We start from the raw sequence: 22,003 nt of genomic DNA on the forward strand, positions 1-22,003 counted from the left end.
ATATATGCTATAATTACTTGTGGTAAACGGGCGTTCCTCTATCAAAAAGATAAGAACGTCTAAGAAGAAGGGAGGATGATATAATGGATATCATCAAGTTAATAGAACAAGAACAAATTAAACAAGAAATTCCTGAGTTTAATACAGGAGATACTGTTCAAGTACACTACAGAATTAAAGAAGGAAACAGAGAAAGAATACAAGTTTTTGAAGGTACTGTACTTAAAAAGCAAGGTGGCGGAGTTGGAGCTACTTTCACAGTAAGAAGACTTGCTTCTGGAGTAGGTGTTGAAAGAACTTTTTCTTTACACTCACCTAAAATTGAAAAACTTGTTGTAACAAGAAGAGGTAAAGTAAGAAGAGCTAAACTTAACTACTTAAGAAGTAGAGTAGGAAAAGCCGCTAAAGTAAAAGAAAAAATGAATTAATTTATGGTATTGGGACTGTTTACAGTCCCAATATTTGTTTAGTAAGAAACTTATAAATAATATTATAAAGTTTTATAATAATGAATAACTTTGTAAATATTATTGTTATAGATGTATTGAATTTATGATATTATTCTATAAATAATGCTAAAAATATAGTATGGATATGAAAAAAACTTAGGATGGTGATAAGATGAATATTAATTGGTATCCTGGCCATATGAAAAAAACAAGAGAGCTACTACAAAGTAGTTTGAAATTAGTTGATATTGTTATAGAGTTATTAGACTCTAGGATACCTATCAGCAGTAAAAATCCTGATATTGATAAAATAGTGAACAATAAGCCAAGAGTAGTAGTAATGAACAAAAGTGATTTAAGTAGTGAAGCAGGAAATAAAGCATGGGAAGAATACTACAAAAAACAAAATGTCCCAGTTGTTTTTATTAATGCTATAAATAACATGGGAACAGAAAAAATTATAAAGAAGATAAATAATGTATTAGAAGAAAAAATGAAACAGAAACAAAAAAAGGGAATAAAAAGTACTAGTGTTAGAGCTATGATTGTAGGGGTACCTAATGTTGGTAAATCTACTCTTATAAACTCATTGGCAGGTAGAAAAGGAGCTAAAACAGGAAATAGACCAGGAGTTACTAAGGGAAAGCAATGGATAAAGTTAAAAGGAGATATAGAGCTTTTAGATACACCAGGTATACTATGGCCAAAATTTGATGATGAAAATGTAGCTTTAAAATTAGCATTTACAGGTGCTATAAGAGATGAAATATTAGATACAGAAACATTAGCATTGAAATTAATAGAAAAGTTACATAGTATAGACAAATCATTAATAGAAAATAGATATGACATAGAAACTAGTGAAAAAACACCATTAGAAATAATGGAATCTATAGCGGAAAAAAGAATGTGCATATTAAAGGGTGGAGAGGTAGATTATACTAGAGTTAGCAATCTTATATTAGATGAATTTAGAAAAGGTGTAATGGGAAGAATAACTCTTGACTATCCACAAGAAGACTAATGAAGTGCTTTACATAGCACCTTTTATTTATTACTAACAAAATTGATTATTTTTATAAAGAAAGATGTCTAAGAATTAGATTTTATTTTCTATTCTAAGACATCTTTCTTTAAATATTTTTTAATATTTAATATCAGTACACTTGTATTTTATTTAAAATTAATATATTTTTAACTATTATTTTGTAGGATTAATTTCTTTATCCCATCTTTCAGTCCATCTCTTCATAGATTTATTAATATATTTTAAGTCTACTGTTTTTAAACTTTTTATAGCTTCTTCACCATAGATAACTCCTTTAGCTTGTTCTTCATTTAGTTTTACTTTTTTATTGATAGGTGACTCTAATTCGTCAAGGGCTTGAGCTTTTTGTACTTCCTCACTTAATATCCAATCTATAAATTTCTCTGCTAGTTCTTTATTTTTTGTTCCTTTTACTATATTAATTGTATCCATAAAAGCATATGATCCTTCTTTTGGATCTATTCTCTTTGCTTCTGGAACTTTTTCTTTTATAGTCTTAGTTTCAAAACTATAGGAGTCAGTAACTATAGTTTCACCTGCTGAAAATGTATTTAAAGACTCAGATGCTTTGTCATGGAATTTTAAAACATTTTTACTCAGTTCTTTCATCTTTTCAAAAGCTTTATCTTCATCTTCTTTTATGTCTACTCCTGCTTGGTCTGCTGCTATTAACAAAAGAAAAGGTCCTCCTGAATTAGTAATATTGTTTAATCCAATTTTTCCTTTTAATTCTGATTTCCATAAATCTCCCCATGACGTAATTGGTTCATTTACTTTATTAGGATTATATATTAGTCCATAACTTGCTATAGTATTTGCAGGTCCATAGTCTTCTCCTAATGGTGATTTAAAGATATCATAAAGATTTTCTATATTAGGTATGTTTTTACGATTTATTTTTTCAAATAGTCCTTCTTCTACACCTTGCATTGCAAAATAGTCTGTAAGAATTATTATATCAGTTTTATTATCTTTTTCTCTTAGTTTATTAAGTCTATTAATATTGTTTCCAAGCTCAAGAACTATTTTAACATTATGTTTTTTCTCGAATGGTTCAAAAACATTTTTTCGAACTATATTTTCAACAGATTCATGTGTAGATATAGTCAATGTTTTTTGTTCTTTATGATTACTAACTCGTTTACTTTTAGTTTGACATCCTGATAAACTAAATGTTAAGACTAAAGACGCTAGAATAATAGAGCTTATTTGTTTTCCTAGTTTTTTCATTTTATCCTCCTTATAATTCATATTTTTATCAAATTTTACAAATATCTCATTACTTATATTACCACACTTGGTTTATTATTCAAATTACCAAATGAATCTTTTACAAAATATATTTAATAATGAGTATTTTTTAATTATAATAAATAAGTTTATTTTGATTTTTAGATTTATAGATGTATATTTAAATTTAATTTACTATTTATATTTGATTTTTTACAAAATAGAAACATAAATATGTTTATATATATAATAATATCTATAAAAATAAACAAAAAAGATAATATATAATGTAAAAATAATATGGACATTTAAAAAATATATCAAATAAGTTAAAAATTCAAGGATATATATATTAAATTAATATTACAAAAATAAAAACGAATTGACATAATATTTTATGTAATGATATAAATAGAATAAAGAAACTAAAAAAATATAAAAAATATATTGATTTTCTTAACTATCTCATAAATAATGTCAATATACATTAAAATTAGTTGATTTATCAATAATAGTTGCGTTTGATAAATAGAAAGATTTTGAATGTTGAAATTTAAAGAATCTTACTATTTATTTTATTTTATAAAGAAAATAATAAAAGGAGGGGAAGTATTGAAAAAAGTAGTTTCGCTTTCGCTGATATTTGTTATGCTATTTAGCTTAAGCATGAGTTCTATAGGTCAATCTCAATTTGTTAGAGTATTTATAGATGGGCAATACAGAGATGTAAGAAAAGTAAATGTTTACTTTAATGGACAAACTGTAGTAGGGAACTCTCCATCTATTATATATCAAGAAAGAACACTAGTACCGATAAGGGCCATTGCTGAAAGACTAAATGCTAAGATAGAATGGAATCAGCAAACTGAAGAAGCAACAATAACTACAAGTACTAAAAAAATAGTGTTTAAAATTAATAGTAATTATGTAACTGTTAATGGAGTAAAAAAACTTATTCCTTATAATACTCCAGCTAAGCTAATGGATGATACAAGTACAATGGTACCTTTAAGATTTGTATCAGAAGAGCTTGGATGTGAAGTACTATGGGATGCACCAACGTGGACTGCAAGAATTAACTATAATAGTGGAAAAAATCCTCCATCATCAAACCAAGTTAGTGATATTGCAGTAAAAAACATAAGTGGTAATGCTCTTCCGCAAATAGAGATAAAAACGAGTGGACAAGCTCGATATACTACTATGGAATTAAGTAATCCAGATAAACTAGTAATAGATATACATGATAGTAAACTAAATGTAAATGGAAGTGGATATATAGAAAAAGCTGTAGGAAAGTGGCCTTTACAAACTATAAGGGCATCTCAATTTGATCAAGATACAGTTAGAGTTGTTTTAGATTTGAGCAAGATGGTGAGACCACAAATAACGACTCCTAATGTAAATACTATATCTCTTAACTTTACAAATAAGCTTGAAAAGATAACTAAAGAATTAATAAATGGCAAAGAGGCTATAGTACTACATAACATGTACCCACAAGAGTATAATAGCTTTACACTTTCAAATCCAAATAGAGTTGTAGTAGATCTAAGAAATACTATAGTTCCTGATAGTATAGGAAGTATTTCTACTGATGTTGTCGGAAGTGTGAGAGTATCTCAGTTTTCCAATGATGGATCTTATCCACAAGGTGAAAAAGTTACAAGAGTAGTAATGGAGATTAATAATAACTATATTAGTCCTATTTTATCAGTGGAAAAATTAAATGATAAGATGATACTTTATGTTAATGGTCAATACATAGGAGGAACTAATCCTGGAAATGAAAAACCAGACCCTGGAAACGAAAATCCAGAGGAAAAACATAATATATTATCTTCAACAAATTCAAACATACAGCAAATGAAAGCATGGGCTAAATCTAAAGGAGCAACAGATACGTTCGTTAGTTTAGCTGAACTATATTTCAATATAGGGAATGCAGTAGGAGTGAATCCAGAAATGGCTTATTGCCAAGCTGCAAAAGAAACTGGATATGGTAAATTTGGTGGAGTGTTGGATGAGAGCTATAAGAATCCTTGTGGTATGAAGAAGAAAGAAGGTGGAGCAGATAATGATAAAGAAGCTCACCAAAGATTTTCTACATGGGAAGAAGGAGTACAAGCTCATATTGACCATCTAGCATTATACGCGGGTGCTACTGGATATCCCAAAATGAATACACCAGATCCAAGACATTTTGCTTATCTTCTTGGTACAGTAAAAACGTTTGAAGACTTAGGTGGTAAATGGGCACCATCAATTAGTTATGGAGAGGATATTGTAAAAATGTCAAAAGAATTATTAAGTAAAAAATATTAAAAAAGATTATTAATGAGCAATAATTTAGAAGAAAATTGGAACTGAAAAGAGTAGTTATATTTAACAGACTGTGTGGAATTCTCCCATCCTCTCTAGGTGGGAGATGGATAATACTAATTTAGTAAATACTAGATGTATTTACTAAATTGCGATATTATAACTTCAATAACAACTAAAAACTGAATATATAGAGTTGCTATAGGAAATGCTCTATATCGTAAAATATTCAAGCACTCGCCCAGTTGGTATAGCGAAAACCAAGCATATATGCCAATATAGAAGTTCTTATGTTATATTTCGAGGTTGGTTCAACCTTTAGAGCCTAGATAAACTTGTCTCATTAAAGATATTGACTAGGAAGCCATCCACTTCTATAAGTGGTGGTAGTTCACTAAAAGATGTGATGTTTATATTTCAAAACCAGAAATTATGACTCTAGTTAAAATGCAAGGCCTATATCTTATTTTACTTTGTGAGAAAGATATAGGCTTATTTATTTGCTTGTATTATGGATAGTAAGAATACTATTAAGAGTATAACTTCATAATTTTAAGAAATATGATTTATATACTTAGAACTATATATTTTATCTAATTTATACACGAATTATTTATATTACCACAACTTTTTTTCCTAATTCTAGATAAACATCAGAATGTTCAAAATCTTGTCGATGTTTTTTTGATTTGTCTGAGAAAAAACGCATCATGGTAGCTAATCCTAAGGAGTCACTACGAAAAGCATTATCAAGTGTACCTCCAACAGTGCATGTATTTTCCATATGTATCCATCCTTCTTTGGTATAAAAATATACAATAGAAGGCTCACAAGTAAATATGCTAATGTCAGGGTTATTATTTTCTATGAATTTTGTTGCTTCTTTTATAAGTTGAAGTCCTAGTACCTGTTTACGATAAGATGGATGTGTAACAACTTCACTAAGACCAAAAGTCTTATATGATCGACCTTTATGAGTTATATTTTTTCCTAGAACTGTAACATTACTGATTGCAGAACTATTGTCTATAAGAACAAAAGAAGTTAGATGTATTTTAGGATCTTTTGGCCAAGATACATTCTCGGCTTTAGGCTCAGATGTTGATAGCCATGCAATATTTTGTAATAAAAGTATTTGTTTTTTCAGATGATCGAAATAATCTGTTTGGGGATATTGTAATAATTTAATCATATATCGTACTCTTTTATATATAAAATTTTATCAGGTGGACTTTAATATGCTTTTTATTTTAAAATATAAGCTATATCTATTATATCACGTACTATAATAGCAAGTATAAATCTTGACTATCTACAAGAAGACTAGTAAAGTGCTTTATATAGCACTTTTTATTTTTTATGTCAGAATGATAATATGAATAGCTTATATGAATTAATGTGCAAAAGTATATAAATATAACTAATTTAAGAAGAAATGAGGGACTAAACTATGTTACAAATAGAAAAAGAAATCTGGAATAAGGGTTATGAATATATAGCATGTATAGATGAAGTTGGTAGAGGGTGCTTAGCAGGAGATGTTGTTGCCTGTGCTATAATCATGCCTAAAGATGAAATTATTGATGGGGTAAAGGATTCGAAAAAAATATCGCCAAAGAAAAGAGAAAAGTTGTACGATATTATATTAGAGAAGGCAATCGGTGTAGGAATAGGACAAGTTGATGCGAAAACTATAGATGAAATAAATATAAGACAAAGTACATTATTAGCTATGAAAAAAGCGATAGAGAATATAAGAGACAAAAACGGAAATAAGATATTACCTCAGTATATACTTATAGATGCAGAAAAAGTAAATATAGATATTCCACAAGAAAGCATTATAAAGGGTGATGAAAAGTGCCATGGAATAGCTGCAGCTTCAATTATAGCTAAAGTATATAGAGATAGAATGTGTATAAAGTGGGGAGAAGAATATCCACAATATGAATTTGAGAAACATAAGGCTTATGCTACTAAGGTTCATAGAGAGATGATTTTAGAACATGGTCCTTGTCCTATTCACAGAAAGACATTTCTTAGAAAGATATTATCAAATAAATAATTATGTAGGTGATTTAAGTGAGAATAAGTATACCTATTTTGAATAATGTATCAACTGATAGTAAAGATATTTTATCTAAACTAAAAGAAGGAGATACTATAAAAGGTAGGATAGTAGAAGTAAATGGAGATACTATAAAGATAGATCTTGGTAATGGAAATATAGTACAAGGTAAAACAGAAGTTCCACTAGATTTACTAGAAAAAGAGTTTATGAATTTTGTAATAAAAGATATTAGTGGTAATACTTTAGTTCTGTCTCCAGTATATGATGATGTAAATCTTGAAAATGAGTACTTTATTAAAAATCAGCAAGTAATAATGGAAAAAATACTTGAATTTCATGGATTAGAAAAAAGTCAAAAAAATATAGATATTTTAAAAGTTATGATTGGATATAAGATGCCACTAGATAAAGAAAATGTATCAAATATTATTAAGCATATAAATAAGTTAGAAAGTTTATTAAATACACAATCAAATGAAAAAATTCATATGATATCTACAAATCAAGATCCACTTAAAGAAAATATACTTAAGTTTTTAAAAATCAATCAAAATGAACTACAGCATAATATTACTAATAAAGTTAATGCACAAACTAACTTAGATGTTAATAGTAACAATAAAATGATGAATATAAACAGTAGTAACAATACTGTTAGTGATATTACTTCTTTAGATTATAAGACTCCTATTATAAAAGATAATAATGTTATATTGAATGATGAATTTATACCTTTTGAAAAAATAACTAATGATGAGACTATTTTAGAGAAAAACAAAGTAACTAATATAAATACTGTAAAAGATGACATGCCTCAAAAGATCAATATTAATAATACTTTAAATGATAATAAAAATATCGAAGGGAAAGTTGTAGACTTAGTAGACTTAAAAGAAAACTTAAATCAAGAAAAAACTATTAAAGATCAAAATAATGATGTTACTAATAAAGAATCTTTAAATCATAATTATAAAGACAAAATGCTTAAAGATGTTACTGATATAGTATTAAAAGAAATAAAAAATTTGTTTTCATCACAAGTCTTGGATAAGAAATCAATGCAAAAAGTAGTATTTTTATTAAAATCAAATATTGAAGCAAATATACAAAATTTAAAAACTCTTGAAAATGTACTAAATAAGGGAGAAACTATAAATAAGAGTATAAGTGAGTTAGCAGAAGAATTAGAAAAAGAAGGATTAATAACTAAAGAAATAAAGGATAGGCTTGTATTACAGTCTAAAAGTGTAGAGATTAATTTTGATGGAAGTGATAAAGAACGGATAGGGAGTTTTTATAAGAAGCTAAATGATAATATAGAAAAAATTATACATAACATATCAGGCAAAGATAGAATATCAGATGAACTAATGTTAAAAGTAAAAAATGCTTCTGAAAAAATAGAATTTTTTAATAGGATTAATGAAAAATCTATGTTACTTTGTATACCATTTACACTAAATAAAAATGAAATGAATAATACAATTTATTTACTAAGTAAAAGAAGGATTAATAAAAAGTCGGATAGTATAAAAGTTTATATATCTCTAGATACAAAAAAATTTGATAAAGTTAAAATATTATGTGACTATATGTATAGTAGACTAAATGTAAACTTTAATATAGACAAAAAATATGTAGAAATATTTGAAAATAGAAAAAATGAACTTAAACAATCATTAAATGAAAACAGTTATGATAATGTATTTATATATGTTAATTCGGAAAAAAATAAGGATATTTTAGACATTGTTTCCTATGATGATACTATAAACTATATGGTAAATATTAAGGTGTGATGTAAACATGAAGGATAAAAATAAAGAAAAGTTAGCAGTTGCATTACAATATGATAGTGAAAATGATGAAGCTCCTGTAGTAATAGCTAAAGGAAAGGGAGATATAGCGGAAAAAATAATAGAAAAGGGAAATGAAGAAGGAATAAGTACCTTTGAAAATCAAGAATTAGCAGAAAGTCTAATGATGCTAAATATAGATGAAGAAATTCCAGAAGAACTATATACCGCTGTGGCAGAGATTATGCTATTTATCTATAAACTAGATGAAGAAGAGGAAGAATGGTGGAATGACTATTAATATAATAGGTTGGTAAATTAGGTGAAGAAATAACAAGTAAGTTATTTAAAATAAAAAAGCATATAATATTAGAAAAAAATTTCAGAACTAAATTTAGAGAAATAGACATAATAGCAAAGAATAAAGAGATAATAGTTTTTGTAGAGTCGAAAACTAGATATAGCTTAGATTTTGGACTAACTTATAAATCTGTGAACTATAAAAAAACGACAAAAATAATTAGAGCTTCAGAAAATTATATTCAAACTAGAAATTTAAAAGACTATCAGTATAGTTTGACATTGTAGAAGTGTTCGTTAGACAGCAGAAAAACATTAATCATATAGAAAATGTTTTCTAGACATAATTTAAATTTTTAGTTATTATAAAATTAGGTTAAAATATCAAAGTACATATTACAAAAATAAAGATTATTAATTTTAAGATGAAAGTTATATAAGTTATTTAATATATTAAATAACTTATATAATTGCTTTTGATATTCAAAATTTCTATGTGCAATGTAATTAATTTATTAACCATATAAAAATATTACATTGTAGTCCCAGTTACAATTAAGGCAAGAAATCTAAAATTTAGAAAAAATCTTTAATAAAAATGTTGAAAGGATGAAACCAATATGAGCAAAAACCCTATAGTAACTATTGAAATGGAAAATGGAAATAAAATAAAAGTAGAACTATATCCAGATGTTGCACCTAATACAGTTAGAAACTTTATATCTTTAGTAGAAAAAGGTTATTATGATGGCATAATATTCCATAGAGTTATTCCAGGATTTATGATACAAGGAGGATGTCCAGAGGGAAGTGGTATAGGAGGTCCGGGATACTCTATAAAAGGTGAATTTAAAAGTAACGGATTTGAAAATAATCTAAAACATGATAAAGGTGTTATTTCTATGGCTAGAACTATGATGCCAAATTCAGCAGGATCACAGTTCTTTATTATGGCTGAAAAATCACCACATCTTGATGGAGAATATGCGGCTTTTGGAAAAACAATAGAAGGAATAGAAGAAGTAGATAGAATAGTTAATGTTAAAAGAGATTATAATGATAAACCGTTAGAAGATCAAAGAATGAAAAAAGTTACAGTTGACACTTTTGGAGTAGATTATGGAGAAGTAGAAAAATATAATTAATTAGAACTGCCTGAAATATGGCAGTTTTTTTATTTATTAAGTTAAATATGAATTATTAATAGAAAATTTCAGATACTAAATACTAACTAATAATATTAATAATAGGCATGGAGGAACATATTATGACTATAAAAACTAAAACTATGGATGGAAACGAGGCTGCTGCTTATATTTCATATGCATTTACTGAAGTAGCTGCTATTTATCCCATAACTCCATCTACACCAATGGCAGAATTAGTAGACCTATGGTCAGCAGAAGGAAAAAAAAATATATTTAATCAAAAAGTTAGGGTATCTGAACTACAATCAGAAGCAGGAGCTGCAGGAACACTTCATGGTTCATTACAAGCAGGTTCTTTAACTACTACCTATACTGCTTCACAAGGATTACTACTGATGATACCAAATATGTATAGATTAGCAGGACAATTATTGCCAGCAGTATTCCACGTAAGTGCTAGAGCAATTGCTACTCATGCTTTATCAATATTTGGAGATCATCAAGATGTTATGGCAACTAGGCAAACAGGAGTTGCTATGCTTGCTTCTAATAGTGTACAAGAAGTTATGGACTTAGGAGCAGTAGCACATTTATCTGCTATAAGATCAAGAATTCCGTTTTTACATTTTTTTGATGGATTTAGAACTTCTCATGAGATACAAAGGGTCGATGTTATAGATTATGATGACTTAAAACCTATAATAGATTATAAGGCTATAGAAGAGTTTAAGAATAGAGCGTTGAATCCTGAAAAACCTGTACTAAGAGGTACAGCTCAAAATGAAGATATATATTTTCAAGGAAGGGAATCAGCAAATACTTTCTATGATAACTTACCAAACATTGTAGAAGACTACATGAATGAGATTGAAAAGATTACAGGTAGAGAATATAAATTGTTTCAATATTATGGACATGAAGAAGCTGAAAGTATAATTGTGGCTATGGGCTCAGTATGTCAAGTAATAGAAGAAACTATAGATTATTTAATTGATAAAGGAGAAAAGATAGGGTTAATAAAAGTCCATTTATATAGGCCATTTTCTGAGAAGCATTTCTTTAAAGCTTATCCTAGAACAGTAAAGAAGATAGCAGTTTTAGATAAAACAAAAGAACCAGGTGCACTAGGAGAACCTTTATATGAAGATGTGAGAACAGTTTTTTATAATAGTGGATATGAGCCTATTATAGTAGGTGGAAGATATGGTTTAGGTTCTAAAGATACTACACCTTCACAAATAATATCAGTATTTGAAAATTTAAAGAGAAAGATTCCTAAAAATAGATTTACTATAGGAATAGAAGATGATGTTACTAATACTTCTCTACCAGTAGATATGATAGTTGATACATCCCCAAAAGAAAATATAAGTTGTAGGTTATGGGGACTTGGTTCAGATGGAACAGTTGGAGCAAATAAAATGGCTATTAAAATAATAGGAGATAAAACAGATCTCTATGCACAAGGATATTTTTCATATGATAGTAAGAAGTCAGGTGGCAGTACAATATCTCATTTAAGATTTGGAAAAAAACCTATTAAATCATCATATTTAGTATATAATGCTGATTATATAGCATGCCACAATAAATCTTTTATAAATCATTATGACAATTTGTTAGAGGGACTTAAAGAAAAAGGTACTTTTGTTTTGAATTGTCCTTGGAGTATAGAAGAAATTGAAGAAAAGTTAACTGATAGAGTGAAAAGATATTTGGCTAAGAATAATATAAACTTTTATATTATAGATGCTAATCAAATAGCTCATAGTATTGGACTTGGAAATAGAATAAATATGATTATGCAGACAGTATTCTTTAAATTAACTAATGTAATACCTTTTGAAGATGCTGTATTATATCTTAGAGAATATATTAAAAACCTTTATGGTAGAAAAGGTGAAAATGTAGTTAACATGAATTACGAGGCAGTAGACAAAGCTATTGAAAATCTTATAAAAGTGGAAATACCTAAACATTGGATAGACTTACATGAAGAAGTTAATAGTGAAAGTGAAAAATTACCACAATTCGTAAAAGAAATTCAAAATCCAATGGCAAAACAAAGAGGAAATGAATTACCAGTAAGTAGCTTTAAAGGAATGGAAGATGGTACTTTTCCATTAGGAACTACTGCTTATGAAAAAAGAGGAATAGCAACAACTATTCCAAGGTGGATAATAGAAAACTGTATTCAGTGTAATCAATGTTCCTTTATATGTCCACATGCAGTTATAAGACCATTTTTGTTAAATGAAGATGAGAAACAAAATGCACCAGAAACATTTGAAACTAAAAAGCCAGTAGGAAAAGGGGCTTTAGAAGAATTGGGATATAGAATACAATTAAGTCCTTTAGATTGTACTGGATGTAGTAATTGTGCAGATGTTTGCCCAGCACCAGAAAAAGCATTGGTGATGTTTAATGCTGAAACAGAGATACCTAAGCAAATCAAAAATTGGGAGTATGCATCAGAAAAGGTGAGTATTAAAGATAATTTAATGAATAAAGGAACTGTTAAGGGTAGTCAATTTGCAAAACCTTTATTAGAATTTTCAGGAGCTTGTCCTGGATGTGGAGAAACAGCATATTTAAAGTTTGTAACACAATTGTTTGGTGACTCTATGATGATAGCTAATGCTACTGGATGCTCATCTATTTGGGGAGCTAGTGCACCATCTATACCATATTGTAAGGATAAAGAAGGAAGGGGACCAACATGGGCTAACTCCCTATTCGAAGATAATGCAGAATTTGGATATGGCATGTATATTGGAGTTGCTCAAACTAGAGAAAAAATAAAAGATCTTATGAAAGAGGCTATAGATACAGATATTAATGAAGAGTGTAAAGAGCTATTTAAACAATGGATAGATTTTATGCATGATACAGAATCTTCAAAGACTATTAGCAAGAAAATTATAGAGTTATTATCAAAGGGAGATTATAAAGATAATAACGTTATACAAGAAATCTTATCAAAAAAAGATTATCTAGTAAAAAAATCTCAATGGATAGTTGGAGGAGATGGCTGGGCTTATGACATTGGATTTGGAGGACTTGATCATGTATTATCCTCAGGTGAAGATATAAATGCATTAGTATTTGATACAGAAATTTATTCAAATACAGGAGGTCAATCATCTAAATCTACACCTACAGCTGCTGTTGCTAAATTTGCAGCAGCAGGTAAAAAGATTAGAAAGAAAGATTTGGGGTTAATGGCTATAACTTATGGATATGTTTATGTAGCTCAAGTATCAATAGGAGCTAATATGAATCAATTTGTAAAAGCTGTTACTGAAGCAGAAAAATATAAAGGACCATCTCTAATAATATGCTATGCTCCATGTGTAAGTCATGGTATAAAAGGTGGAATGCAAAGAGCAATATCTCAAGAGAAAAAAGCAGTGGAGTCTGGATATTGGCAGCTATATAGATATAATCCTACATTGAAAGAAGAAGGAAAAAATCCTTTTATACTAGATTCGAAAGAGCCTAAATTACCATTTAAGGATTTTATACTTAGTGAATTACGATTTTCTCAGCTTAAAAATACTTTTCCTGATATTGCAGAAGAACTATATGAAAAGGCTGAAGAAGACGCTAAAAATAGATACAATATTTATAAAATGCTTTCTGAGGTTAAATATTAATATGAAAAATAAAGAAAGGAGCTTTTCAGCTCCTTTCTTCAATTATATTACTATTTACTTTTGATTTTCTTCTACCCACTCTTTAGCCAATGTTACATTACTTATACTAGGAATAGAAACTTTAGATTCAGGCATAACGTCTTTAATTTCAGCCCAAGCTGCAGTTCTATGATTTTCTATGGGAGCATTTTGAATTTTACGGTTTATATTTTTATTCATATAGTTATCACTCCTTTAACTTATTATTTGAATATAAAATCATAATTATTATTACATATATTTCTAATTTTAAATATAATATTCATATATAAATAAATTTATATTAAATAATATAAATTGTAAATAAGCCAAAAATCTTAATATTTTAAACTTAAAATTAGATAATTTAATATATATGTATAATATTAATATAAAGAAATTACAATATTTAATAAATACTAGTTTTGAAGTTAGCCAATTGACAATGAAAATATTTTTAACGATGAAATATATATTATCTGTAGCAGTAATTTACTCTAAAATATATATAAAATCCTTCATGTGCCTCCTTTTGAACGGAGGACTTTTTTCATGCTTAAAAATAATTTTAAGCCATCTTTAAGAATATTATTGATATTATAGCAGCATTAAAAAAGGAATCATGAGGGTTCGTAAAATAATAATATTATGCTTTATTAAGAGTCGAAACATTCTTTTATATTATTTAAATAAGTACAATACGTTAAATTGTTAGACTATTTATTTTATAAAATATCCACTAAACTTATCACATATTATCCAACTTTACATAATATATACTGAAAAGGGGGGGAGTGTTTATGGCATGTGATGGAAAAAATCCTGCTCAACCTGAACCAGAATGTCCTGAAGGATGTTGTACTGGAGATGAAATACTTTGTATTTCTATTCCTTGCCCTATAACTATTGTGCTTTTAGGGCTTGAGCTAACACTTGAACTACCATGTATTAGATTAACATCTGGTTCACCATTAAGTGCAAGTCAAACTGATGCTATTTTACAACAATTGACAAAGGTTATTGGAAGTCTTGCAGTAAATCTAACGCAATAAAGTTTTCTTAATCCTAAATTCGGCAAGTAGTTTTGAAATTTCAAAACTACTTGCTTTTATATTTACTTTTGCTATCATTGTATCGAACAAAAAAATACTAAAGGAGTCTATGTGACTCCTTTAACATAGTTCTTATTTATTTTTTATTATGTTCAACCCATTCTTTAGCTTCTATTACATTAGTTAAGCTAGGAATTGGAACATTAGATTCTGGTTGAACTTTATGAATATCAGCCCATGCTGCATTTTTATGAGGTTCTTTACGATTATTTTGCTTATCTATAATAGTATTATCTTTCATTACTATCACTCCTTTAAATTATTATCTGCAAGGAAAGCTTAATATATTATCACATATATTCCCAAACTATTAATGGATATTCAAAATATTAAAGGAATATTTAAATAACTATTAAATAATAAATGCCAGTTTTAAAATTAGCTAATTGATAATTAAAATATTTTTAACGAGGAAATATATATTATCTGTAACAATAATTTGCCTCGAAATATACGAAAAATTCTTTATGCAGTCACTTTGACATGGATGACTTTTTTCACGCTTAAAAATAATTTTAGTCCATGTTTAAGAATAGTGTTGATATTATAGCAGTATTAAAAAAAGAACCATGAAGGTTCCTTTAGTTCATAAAATAATAATATTATGAGCCATTCAGATCAGAAACGTCTTTTTATATTACTTAAATAAGTATAATACCGTTAAATTGCCACACTATTTATTTTATAATATGACCATTAAATTCTCGTCACACATTATCCAACTTTACATAATATATAGTGAAAAAGGGGGGAACATTTATGGCATGTGATGAAAAAAAACTTGCTCAACCTGAACCAGAATGTCCTGAAGGATGTTGTACTGGAGATGAAATACTTTGTATTTCTATTCCTTGCCCTGTAACTATTGTGCTTTTAGGGCTTGAGCTAACACTTGAGCTACCATGTATTAGATTAACATCTGGTACACCATTAAGTGCAAGTCAAACTGATGCTATTTTACAACAATTGACAAAGGTTATTGGAAGTCTTGCAGTAAATCTAACGCAATAAAGTTTTCTTAATCCTAAATTCATCAAGTAGTTTTGAAATTTCAAAACTACTTGCTTTTATATTTACTTTTACCATCATTATTAAAACAGTTAAGTATATTTAGACGGATATGTATTTTGGTGTACATTATTAAGCAATTTTGTCTATGTATTTAATGATTATATTTTTAAATAGGTTAAATTTTTTTAGTTATAGAATCGATAAGATTATTGAAAAGAAGCCATATTTAAGACAGCTCCTTTTTTATTTATTGCATAAAGTTAGTCTTTTATTTTGAGTTTTAAGGTAGATGTTTTTTGACTTTAAATGAGCATACCAAACTAAGTAAAATATGTTTGCTAAGTACAACAGTGTGTTATAATAAAAGTATATATATGTTAAAATTTTTTTAACATATATTTAAAACGTTGTACGCTCAAACGTGAAGGCGATAGATAGGGATGGTTACCCTATCTATCTTATTTTTTTGCAATTTTAAAAGAGAAACTGGTTAGACTTCTCTTCCTGCATTACAAGAACTATTTTATAATTTTTACTAAATCGTCTATTACTGTTATTATAAAAACAACTTTTCAAAATGCTTTTTATGATTCTTGTTTCTCTGATGTTTCTTAGTTGTTTTGCTTAAACGTAAAAGCACCTCTCTCCATGTAAATATAGAAGGCACTTTATATTATACTTTATTTAAACAAGTAGACAAGCATTATTTTGCTAAAAATACAACCATATACATTATATATAATATAATGAAAAAGATTACTTTTAATACATATATTACATACGATTAAAAAGATATAATATTGAAAGGTGGGTAATCACTTCTTTTTTATTATTAAAAATGTATATAGATTATTTCTATCAATAAAAAAGAATAATTTAATTCTACTATAGATATAGATATTTTTTTACATATAATTAGGTAGAAACTAGTTTAAGAATAAAAACAAATGGTAACAAAATTATTAAGAAATTTTAAAAAAGTTGAAAAAAGAAGGAATATTCTAAAAAAAGGTGAATACAGTCTAAAAATTATTTATTATATTTTAGACATTTATAAATATTTTTTATGGTATTGTTAGCAGAAGATTGTCAACCAAATTCATAGTTATTATATGATACGACAATCTACATTTATAAGCTAAATCTTCTTGTGACAGACCTTTAATGTACCTATATTTTTTATTATTTTCCGAAGAGTATTTTCAGCCCATGAGTCTGTGTTTAATAGATAGCTATTAGTAACTTACCTAATATATTTATAGATTTTATATTAGGGTTTACTCTATCATGTTCTATATTTGCTATAGTAGAGTTAGCTAGTTTTAGAAGCTAGTTGTCTTTGAGTCATTCTTTTGCTTATTCTTAGTTTCTTAACTCTTTCTCCTAATTTATTTTCAAGGTAAGCTTTTATATTATCATACACATAGTATATAGTTATAGTTTTATATCTTGGATTTATATGTATATCCTTGTGGATTTTTTGCAGTGATTTCTAGAAATGCAATCGTAGTCAAAATAGTATAGAAAAGTATTTAGCTAGAGTAAGTGGTCTTATACTAAATCGTATAAATATACATATAGAAGTCAAACCTGTTAAATATGAAGATTTAGAAGAAAGAAATATACATTATGAAACATCTAGTCAGATTAGAAATAGAATAAGTAAAGCTATGGATATTCAGCTTGATAGATATAAAGAAGAAAAAATATTTTTAAATTCTCAATTATCTGCTAGAAATATAAATAAGTATTGTATACTAGACAATGAAGGAAAGAAACTACTAAAAGATGTCTTTTCTAGTATTGGACTTAGTGATAGAGCTTAAATAAAGTATGAAAGTATCTAGGACTATTGCTGATTTAGATGAATCTAAGATAATAGGACAAGAACATTTAGCTGAAGCAACATAGGACAGAGACTTATGTGAGAAATATTGGTAATATTATAAAAAATAGGTGGGTAATAATATGGATAATAGAGATACACTTATTTGGCTTAATAATATAAGAGGAGTTAGTAATAAAATAATAGAAAAATTAGAAAAATACTATGTAGATATAAAAAATATATGGTATAGTTCTAATGATGACATTTTAAGAATACAAGGAATAAATGAAAAGACTAAATTAGAAATAATAAAACTAAAAGATTACAGCTATTATGAAAGAATAATGGAGAATGTAGATAAGCTAGGTATTAAAGTAGTTACAATTTATGATAATAATTTCCCTAATAGGTTAAGGCATATATATAATTGTCCTAAAGTACTTTATATAAAAGGTGATCTACTAATAGAGGATCATATTTCTATAGCTATAGTGGGGTCAAGAAAAGTAACTGCTTATGGAAAATGGGCAGCTGAAAAGTTTGCTACTGAATTAGCGAAAATAGGGGTAACTACAATAAGTGGAATGGCAAAAGGTGTAGATACTGATGTTCATAGAAGTACGATAAAATCAAATGGAAGAACTATAGCTGTTTTAGGAAGCGGTCTTGACGTAATATATCCAAAATCGAATAAAAATTTATATGAAGAGATAATATATAATGGATGTGTTATGTCAGAGTTTCCTTTAGGTACTCAACCTTTCGCTTATAATTTTCCTCAAAGAAATAGAATAGTAAGTGGGTTATCTTTAGGAGTAGTAGTTATAGAAGCAGGAGAAAAAAGTGGATCTTTAATTACAGCACAACATGCATTGGAACAGGGTAAAGATGTATTTGCATTACCTGGAAATATAAATAGTATTTATAGTATTGGAACGAACAAGTTAATAAAAGATGGTGCAAAGTTACTTCTAAGTTTAGATGATATAATTGAAGAAATTATTGAATTGAAAGATATAAGTAAGAAAATAAATGTAGATAATAGGAACATAATTGATTATGAAGAATTAAGTGAAAAAGAAGTGCAAATTTTTAAATGTATACAAGAAGGAACTATTCATCTAGATATGATATCATATAAAACGGGAATAAATATATCTAGTGTAACTAGTATACTTACAATATTAGAAATAAAAGGTATAATAAAACAATTGCCTGGTAAGCTATTTTCAGTTAAATAGCAACATAATAGACTAATATCTATGTTTTTGATATAATAACAAACATTATGATTCGGAGGTGAATTATATGGCAAAATCTTTAGTTATAGTCGAGTCACCGGCAAAAGCAAAGACGATATCAAAGTTTTTAGGAAGAAATTATAAAGTAAAGGCGTCTGTAGGACATGTAAGAGATTTACCTAAAAGTAAATTAGGTATTAATATAGATGAATATTTTGAGCCAGAATATATTACTATCAGAGGGAAAGGTCCTGTAATAAAAGAACTCAAAAGTGAAGCAAAGAAGGTAGATAAAGTATTCTTAGCAACTGACCCTGATAGAGAAGGTGAAGCTATATCTTGGCATTTAGCTAATATATTGCAAATAGATGATAGTGAGCAAGTTAGGATAGAATTCAATGAAATAACAAAAAATGCAATACAAAATGCTATTAAGAAACCTAGAAAGATAAATAAAGATTTAGTTGATGCACAACAAGCTAGAAGAGTATTAGACAGATTAGTTGGTTATAAAATAAGTCCTCTATTATGGAAAAAGGTAAAAAAAGGACTAAGTGCAGGTAGGGTGCAATCTATAGCAACTAAATTAGTATGTGATAGAGAAAAAGAGATAGAACAGTTTGAGCCAAAAGAATACTGGACTATAGATGCAACTTTATCAAAGGGTAAAAGTAAATATGTTGCTTCCTTTTATGGTAAAAAAACAAATAACAAAGAAGAAAAAGTTGAACTTAGTACAAAAGAACAAGTAGACGATATTATATCTTTAGTTTCAAAGGAAAAGTTTATAGTAGAAGATGTTAAGAAAGGTAAGAGAAAAAGAAATCCTTATTTACCTTATACTACGAGTAGTTTGCAACAAGATGCTCATAAAAGAATAGGATTCTCTACTAAAAAAACTATGATAATAGCTCAACAATTATATGAAGGTATAGATGTAAAAGGAGAAGGAAGTATTGGTCTTATATCATATATAAGAACAGATTCAACAAGAATATCAGAGGAAGCTATAAAGAATGTAAAAGAATTTGTAAATAATGAATATGGAAAAGAATATGTTTCAACAGAAAAAAGAAAATCAAAGAAAAAAGATATACAAGATGCACATGAGGCTATAAGACCTACATCTGTGTTTAGAACACCAGAATCCATAAAAGAATCTTTAAGTAAAGATCAATATAAGCTTTATAAACTTATTTGGGATAGATTTGTAGCTAGTCAAATGAGTCCAGCATTATATGAAACTTTAACTATAAAAATTAGCGCAGGTGACTATATATTTAAATGCAGTGGATCAAAAATAGTTTTCGAAGGGTTTTTAAAGGTTTATAATATTACTGATGAGGATAAAGATATTATTCTACCAGATCTTAAGGTTGGAGAAGAATCAAAATTAATAAAATTAGATCCAAAACAACATTTTACACAGCCGCCACCGAGATATACAGAGGCATCATTAGTAAAGACATTAGAAGAATTAGGAATAGGAAGACCTAGTACATATGCTCCTACTATAAGCACTATACTGAGTAGGGGATATGTAGTACTTGAAAAAAAGAGCTTTGTTCCTACTGAATTGGGTAGTTTGGTAACAGATTTATTAATAGATTATTTTAAAAACATTATAAATGAAGAGTTTACTGCTGATATGGAAGAGAGTCTAGACAAAATAGAAGAAGGTGAACTAGAGTGGAAAAAAGTTATTGAAAGTTTTTACAATAACTTTAAAAAAGATTTAGAAATTGCAGAAAATGAGATAAGTAAAATAGAAATAAAAGAAGAAGAAACAGATGTCTTATGTGAGAAATGCGGAAGAAATATGGTGGTGAAACTAGGGAGGTACGGAAAATTTTTAGCTTGTCCAGGATATCCAGAATGTAAAAATGCAAAACCATTTGTAGAAGACTTAGGAATAGATTGTCCTAAATGTGATGGTAAAATAGTAGAGAGAAGATCTAAAAAAGGAAGAAAGTTTTTTGGATGTAGTAATTATCCTGAATGTGATTTTGTATCTTGGGATAAACCTATAGATGAAAAATGTCCTAAATGCAATAATTTGCTTATGGAGAAAAACACCAAAAAGGGTAAGACGATTAAGTGTATAAATAATGAATGTGATTATAAAAAACAAACAGATTAAAATAAGTAGTCATATTTAGAGGGTATATTATAGTAATAATTAATGTATAGAAACAATCATTATGATTTCTACAGATTTATTTTAGGAGAGTGGATGTGATGTTGAAAGGAACTACTATTATTGCAGTTAAAAAAGGTGAAAGGACTGCTATAGCCGGTGATGGACAAGTTACATTTGGAGATAAGACGGTTATGAAACATTCAGCTAAAAAAGTAAGAAAGATATATAATGATAAGGTTGTAATTGGATTTGCGGGATCTGTTTCAGATGCTCTTACTCTTGCAGAAATGCTAGAAGAAAAACTAGAGCAAAATGGTGGAAACTTGAAAAGAGCTTCTGTAGAACTTGCTAGAGAATGGCGAAGAGATAAAGTAATGGCGAAGTTAGAAGCAATGTTAATAGCATCAGATAAGGAAAACCTTTTAGTTATATCTGGAACAGGAGAAGTTATTGAGCCTGATGACGGAGTAGTTGCTATAGGATCAGGTGGTAGCTATGCTTTAGCTGCTGGAAAAGCACTTATAATGTACTCTGATTTGGATATAAGTGATATAGCTAAAGAAGCTTTATTAATTGCTTCTTCTATATGTGTATATACAAATAATAATATCTCCATTGAAGAGTTGTAAAAGG

Annotated in this window: 19 protein-coding genes and 2 pseudogenes; 17 read left to right on the top strand and 4 right to left on the bottom strand. The window is 27.9% G+C overall.

Annotation, left to right across the window (positions count from 1 at the left end; translation table 11 throughout):
- Positions 1-83: 83 nt before the first annotated feature.
- Positions 84-428 carry a 50S ribosomal protein L19 gene (gene rplS, locus CLPU_RS06700; RefSeq protein WP_050354888.1) on the top strand — a complete coding sequence of 115 codons (345 nt, stop codon included), beginning with the start codon at positions 84-86 and terminating at the stop codon, positions 426-428.
- A gap of 193 nt (positions 429-621) precedes the next feature.
- Positions 622-1,473, top strand: a complete 852-nt coding sequence (gene ylqF, locus CLPU_RS06705; RefSeq protein ID WP_050354889.1) for a ribosome biogenesis GTPase YlqF — start codon at positions 622-624, stop codon at positions 1,471-1,473.
- 177 nt (positions 1,474-1,650) lie between these two features.
- Here ylqF and CLPU_RS06710 read toward each other — a convergent pair whose 3' ends face one another.
- Positions 1,651-2,727 (bottom strand): ABC transporter substrate-binding protein, encoded by a 1,077-nt coding sequence (locus CLPU_RS06710; RefSeq protein ID WP_050354890.1) that lies wholly within the window; start codon positions 2,725-2,727, stop codon positions 1,651-1,653.
- 612 nt (positions 2,728-3,339) lie between these two features.
- On the opposite strand from CLPU_RS06710, the gene CLPU_RS06715 reads away from it, so the two are divergent.
- On the top strand, positions 3,340-5,052 hold the full coding sequence (locus CLPU_RS06715; protein ID WP_050354891.1) for a stalk domain-containing protein: 1,713 nt from the start codon (positions 3,340-3,342) through the stop codon (positions 5,050-5,052).
- Between the two features lie 610 nt (positions 5,053-5,662).
- Here the strand turns inward: CLPU_RS06715 and CLPU_RS06720 are convergent.
- On the bottom strand, positions 5,663-6,241 hold the full coding sequence (locus CLPU_RS06720) for a GNAT family N-acetyltransferase (protein WP_050354892.1): 579 nt from the start codon (positions 6,239-6,241) through the stop codon (positions 5,663-5,665).
- Between the two features lie 258 nt (positions 6,242-6,499).
- Between CLPU_RS06720 and CLPU_RS06725 the strand changes: the two genes are divergently transcribed.
- The 6 genes and pseudogenes from CLPU_RS06725 to nifJ all read left to right on the top strand — a co-directional run bounded on the left by CLPU_RS06725 (position 6,500) and on the right by nifJ (position 14,020).
- Positions 6,500-7,114, top strand: a complete 615-nt coding sequence (locus tag CLPU_RS06725) for a ribonuclease HII (protein WP_050354893.1) — start codon at positions 6,500-6,502, stop codon at positions 7,112-7,114.
- A gap of 17 nt (positions 7,115-7,131) precedes the next feature.
- Positions 7,132-8,919: a hypothetical protein gene (locus CLPU_RS06730; RefSeq protein ID WP_050354894.1), complete on the top strand. Its 1,788-nt coding sequence runs from the start codon at positions 7,132-7,134 to the stop codon at positions 8,917-8,919.
- A 7-nt stretch (positions 8,920-8,926) separates the two neighbouring features.
- Positions 8,927-9,217: an EscU/YscU/HrcU family type III secretion system export apparatus switch protein gene (locus tag CLPU_RS06735; protein ID WP_050354895.1), complete on the top strand. Its 291-nt coding sequence runs from the start codon at positions 8,927-8,929 to the stop codon at positions 9,215-9,217.
- Between the two features lie 23 nt (positions 9,218-9,240).
- A pseudogene (locus CLPU_RS18200) lies at positions 9,241-9,504 on the top strand (YraN family protein); the annotation flags it as partial.
- Between the two features lie 332 nt (positions 9,505-9,836).
- The gene (locus CLPU_RS06740) at positions 9,837-10,361 is read left to right on the top strand and encodes a peptidylprolyl isomerase (RefSeq protein WP_050354896.1); all 525 of its coding nucleotides are present in this window, start codon (positions 9,837-9,839) and stop codon (positions 10,359-10,361) included.
- 122 nt (positions 10,362-10,483) lie between these two features.
- Complete coding sequence (gene nifJ, locus CLPU_RS06745) at positions 10,484-14,020, top strand: pyruvate:ferredoxin (flavodoxin) oxidoreductase (RefSeq protein ID WP_050354897.1); 3,537 nt, start codon at positions 10,484-10,486, stop codon at positions 14,018-14,020.
- 54 nt (positions 14,021-14,074) lie between these two features.
- On the opposite strand, the gene CLPU_RS16605 is transcribed toward nifJ, so the two are convergent.
- On the bottom strand, positions 14,075-14,239 hold the full coding sequence (locus CLPU_RS16605) for a CDIF630_02480 family spore surface protein (protein WP_082154115.1): 165 nt from the start codon (positions 14,237-14,239) through the stop codon (positions 14,075-14,077).
- A gap of 599 nt (positions 14,240-14,838) precedes the next feature.
- Here CLPU_RS16605 and CLPU_RS06750 point away from each other — a divergent pair.
- Complete coding sequence (locus CLPU_RS06750; protein WP_050354898.1) at positions 14,839-15,090, top strand: hypothetical protein; 252 nt, start codon at positions 14,839-14,841, stop codon at positions 15,088-15,090.
- Between the two features lie 136 nt (positions 15,091-15,226).
- On the opposite strand, the gene CLPU_RS16610 is transcribed toward CLPU_RS06750, so the two are convergent.
- On the bottom strand, positions 15,227-15,391 hold the full coding sequence (locus tag CLPU_RS16610) for a CDIF630_02480 family spore surface protein (RefSeq protein WP_082154116.1): 165 nt from the start codon (positions 15,389-15,391) through the stop codon (positions 15,227-15,229).
- A gap of 518 nt (positions 15,392-15,909) precedes the next feature.
- Between CLPU_RS16610 and CLPU_RS06755 the strand changes: the two genes are divergently transcribed.
- The 7 genes and pseudogenes from CLPU_RS06755 to hslV all read left to right on the top strand — a co-directional run bounded on the left by CLPU_RS06755 (position 15,910) and on the right by hslV (position 21,999).
- A complete protein-coding gene (locus CLPU_RS06755; protein ID WP_050354899.1) occupies positions 15,910-16,161 on the top strand; it encodes a hypothetical protein in 252 nt (83 codons plus the stop codon).
- 1,508 nt (positions 16,162-17,669) lie between these two features.
- Positions 17,670-17,756: pseudogene (locus CLPU_RS18205) on the top strand (hypothetical protein); the annotation flags it as partial.
- Positions 17,739-17,987: a magnesium chelatase subunit ChlI family protein gene (locus tag CLPU_RS17980; RefSeq protein WP_422717873.1), complete on the top strand. Its 249-nt coding sequence runs from the start codon at positions 17,739-17,741 to the stop codon at positions 17,985-17,987. The pseudogene CLPU_RS18205 and the gene CLPU_RS17980, both read left to right, overlap by 18 nt.
- A gap of 7 nt (positions 17,988-17,994) precedes the next feature.
- Positions 17,995-18,072, top strand: a complete 78-nt coding sequence (locus CLPU_RS18210) for a magnesium chelatase subunit ChlI family protein (protein WP_082154130.1) — start codon at positions 17,995-17,997, stop codon at positions 18,070-18,072.
- 57 nt (positions 18,073-18,129) lie between these two features.
- Positions 18,130-19,230: a DNA-processing protein DprA gene (gene dprA, locus CLPU_RS06760; protein ID WP_050354900.1), complete on the top strand. Its 1,101-nt coding sequence runs from the start codon at positions 18,130-18,132 to the stop codon at positions 19,228-19,230.
- 67 nt (positions 19,231-19,297) lie between these two features.
- The gene (gene topA / locus CLPU_RS06765) at positions 19,298-21,370 is read left to right on the top strand and encodes a type I DNA topoisomerase (RefSeq protein ID WP_050354901.1); all 2,073 of its coding nucleotides are present in this window, start codon (positions 19,298-19,300) and stop codon (positions 21,368-21,370) included.
- Between the two features lie 98 nt (positions 21,371-21,468).
- Positions 21,469-21,999: an ATP-dependent protease subunit HslV gene (hslV, locus tag CLPU_RS06770; protein WP_050354902.1), complete on the top strand. Its 531-nt coding sequence runs from the start codon at positions 21,469-21,471 to the stop codon at positions 21,997-21,999.
- Positions 22,000-22,003 lie beyond the last annotated feature (4 nt).

It is taken from the genome of Gottschalkia purinilytica (assembly GCF_001190785.1).
Lineage (GTDB): Bacteria > Bacillota > Clostridia > Tissierellales > Gottschalkiaceae > Gottschalkia_A > Gottschalkia_A purinilytica.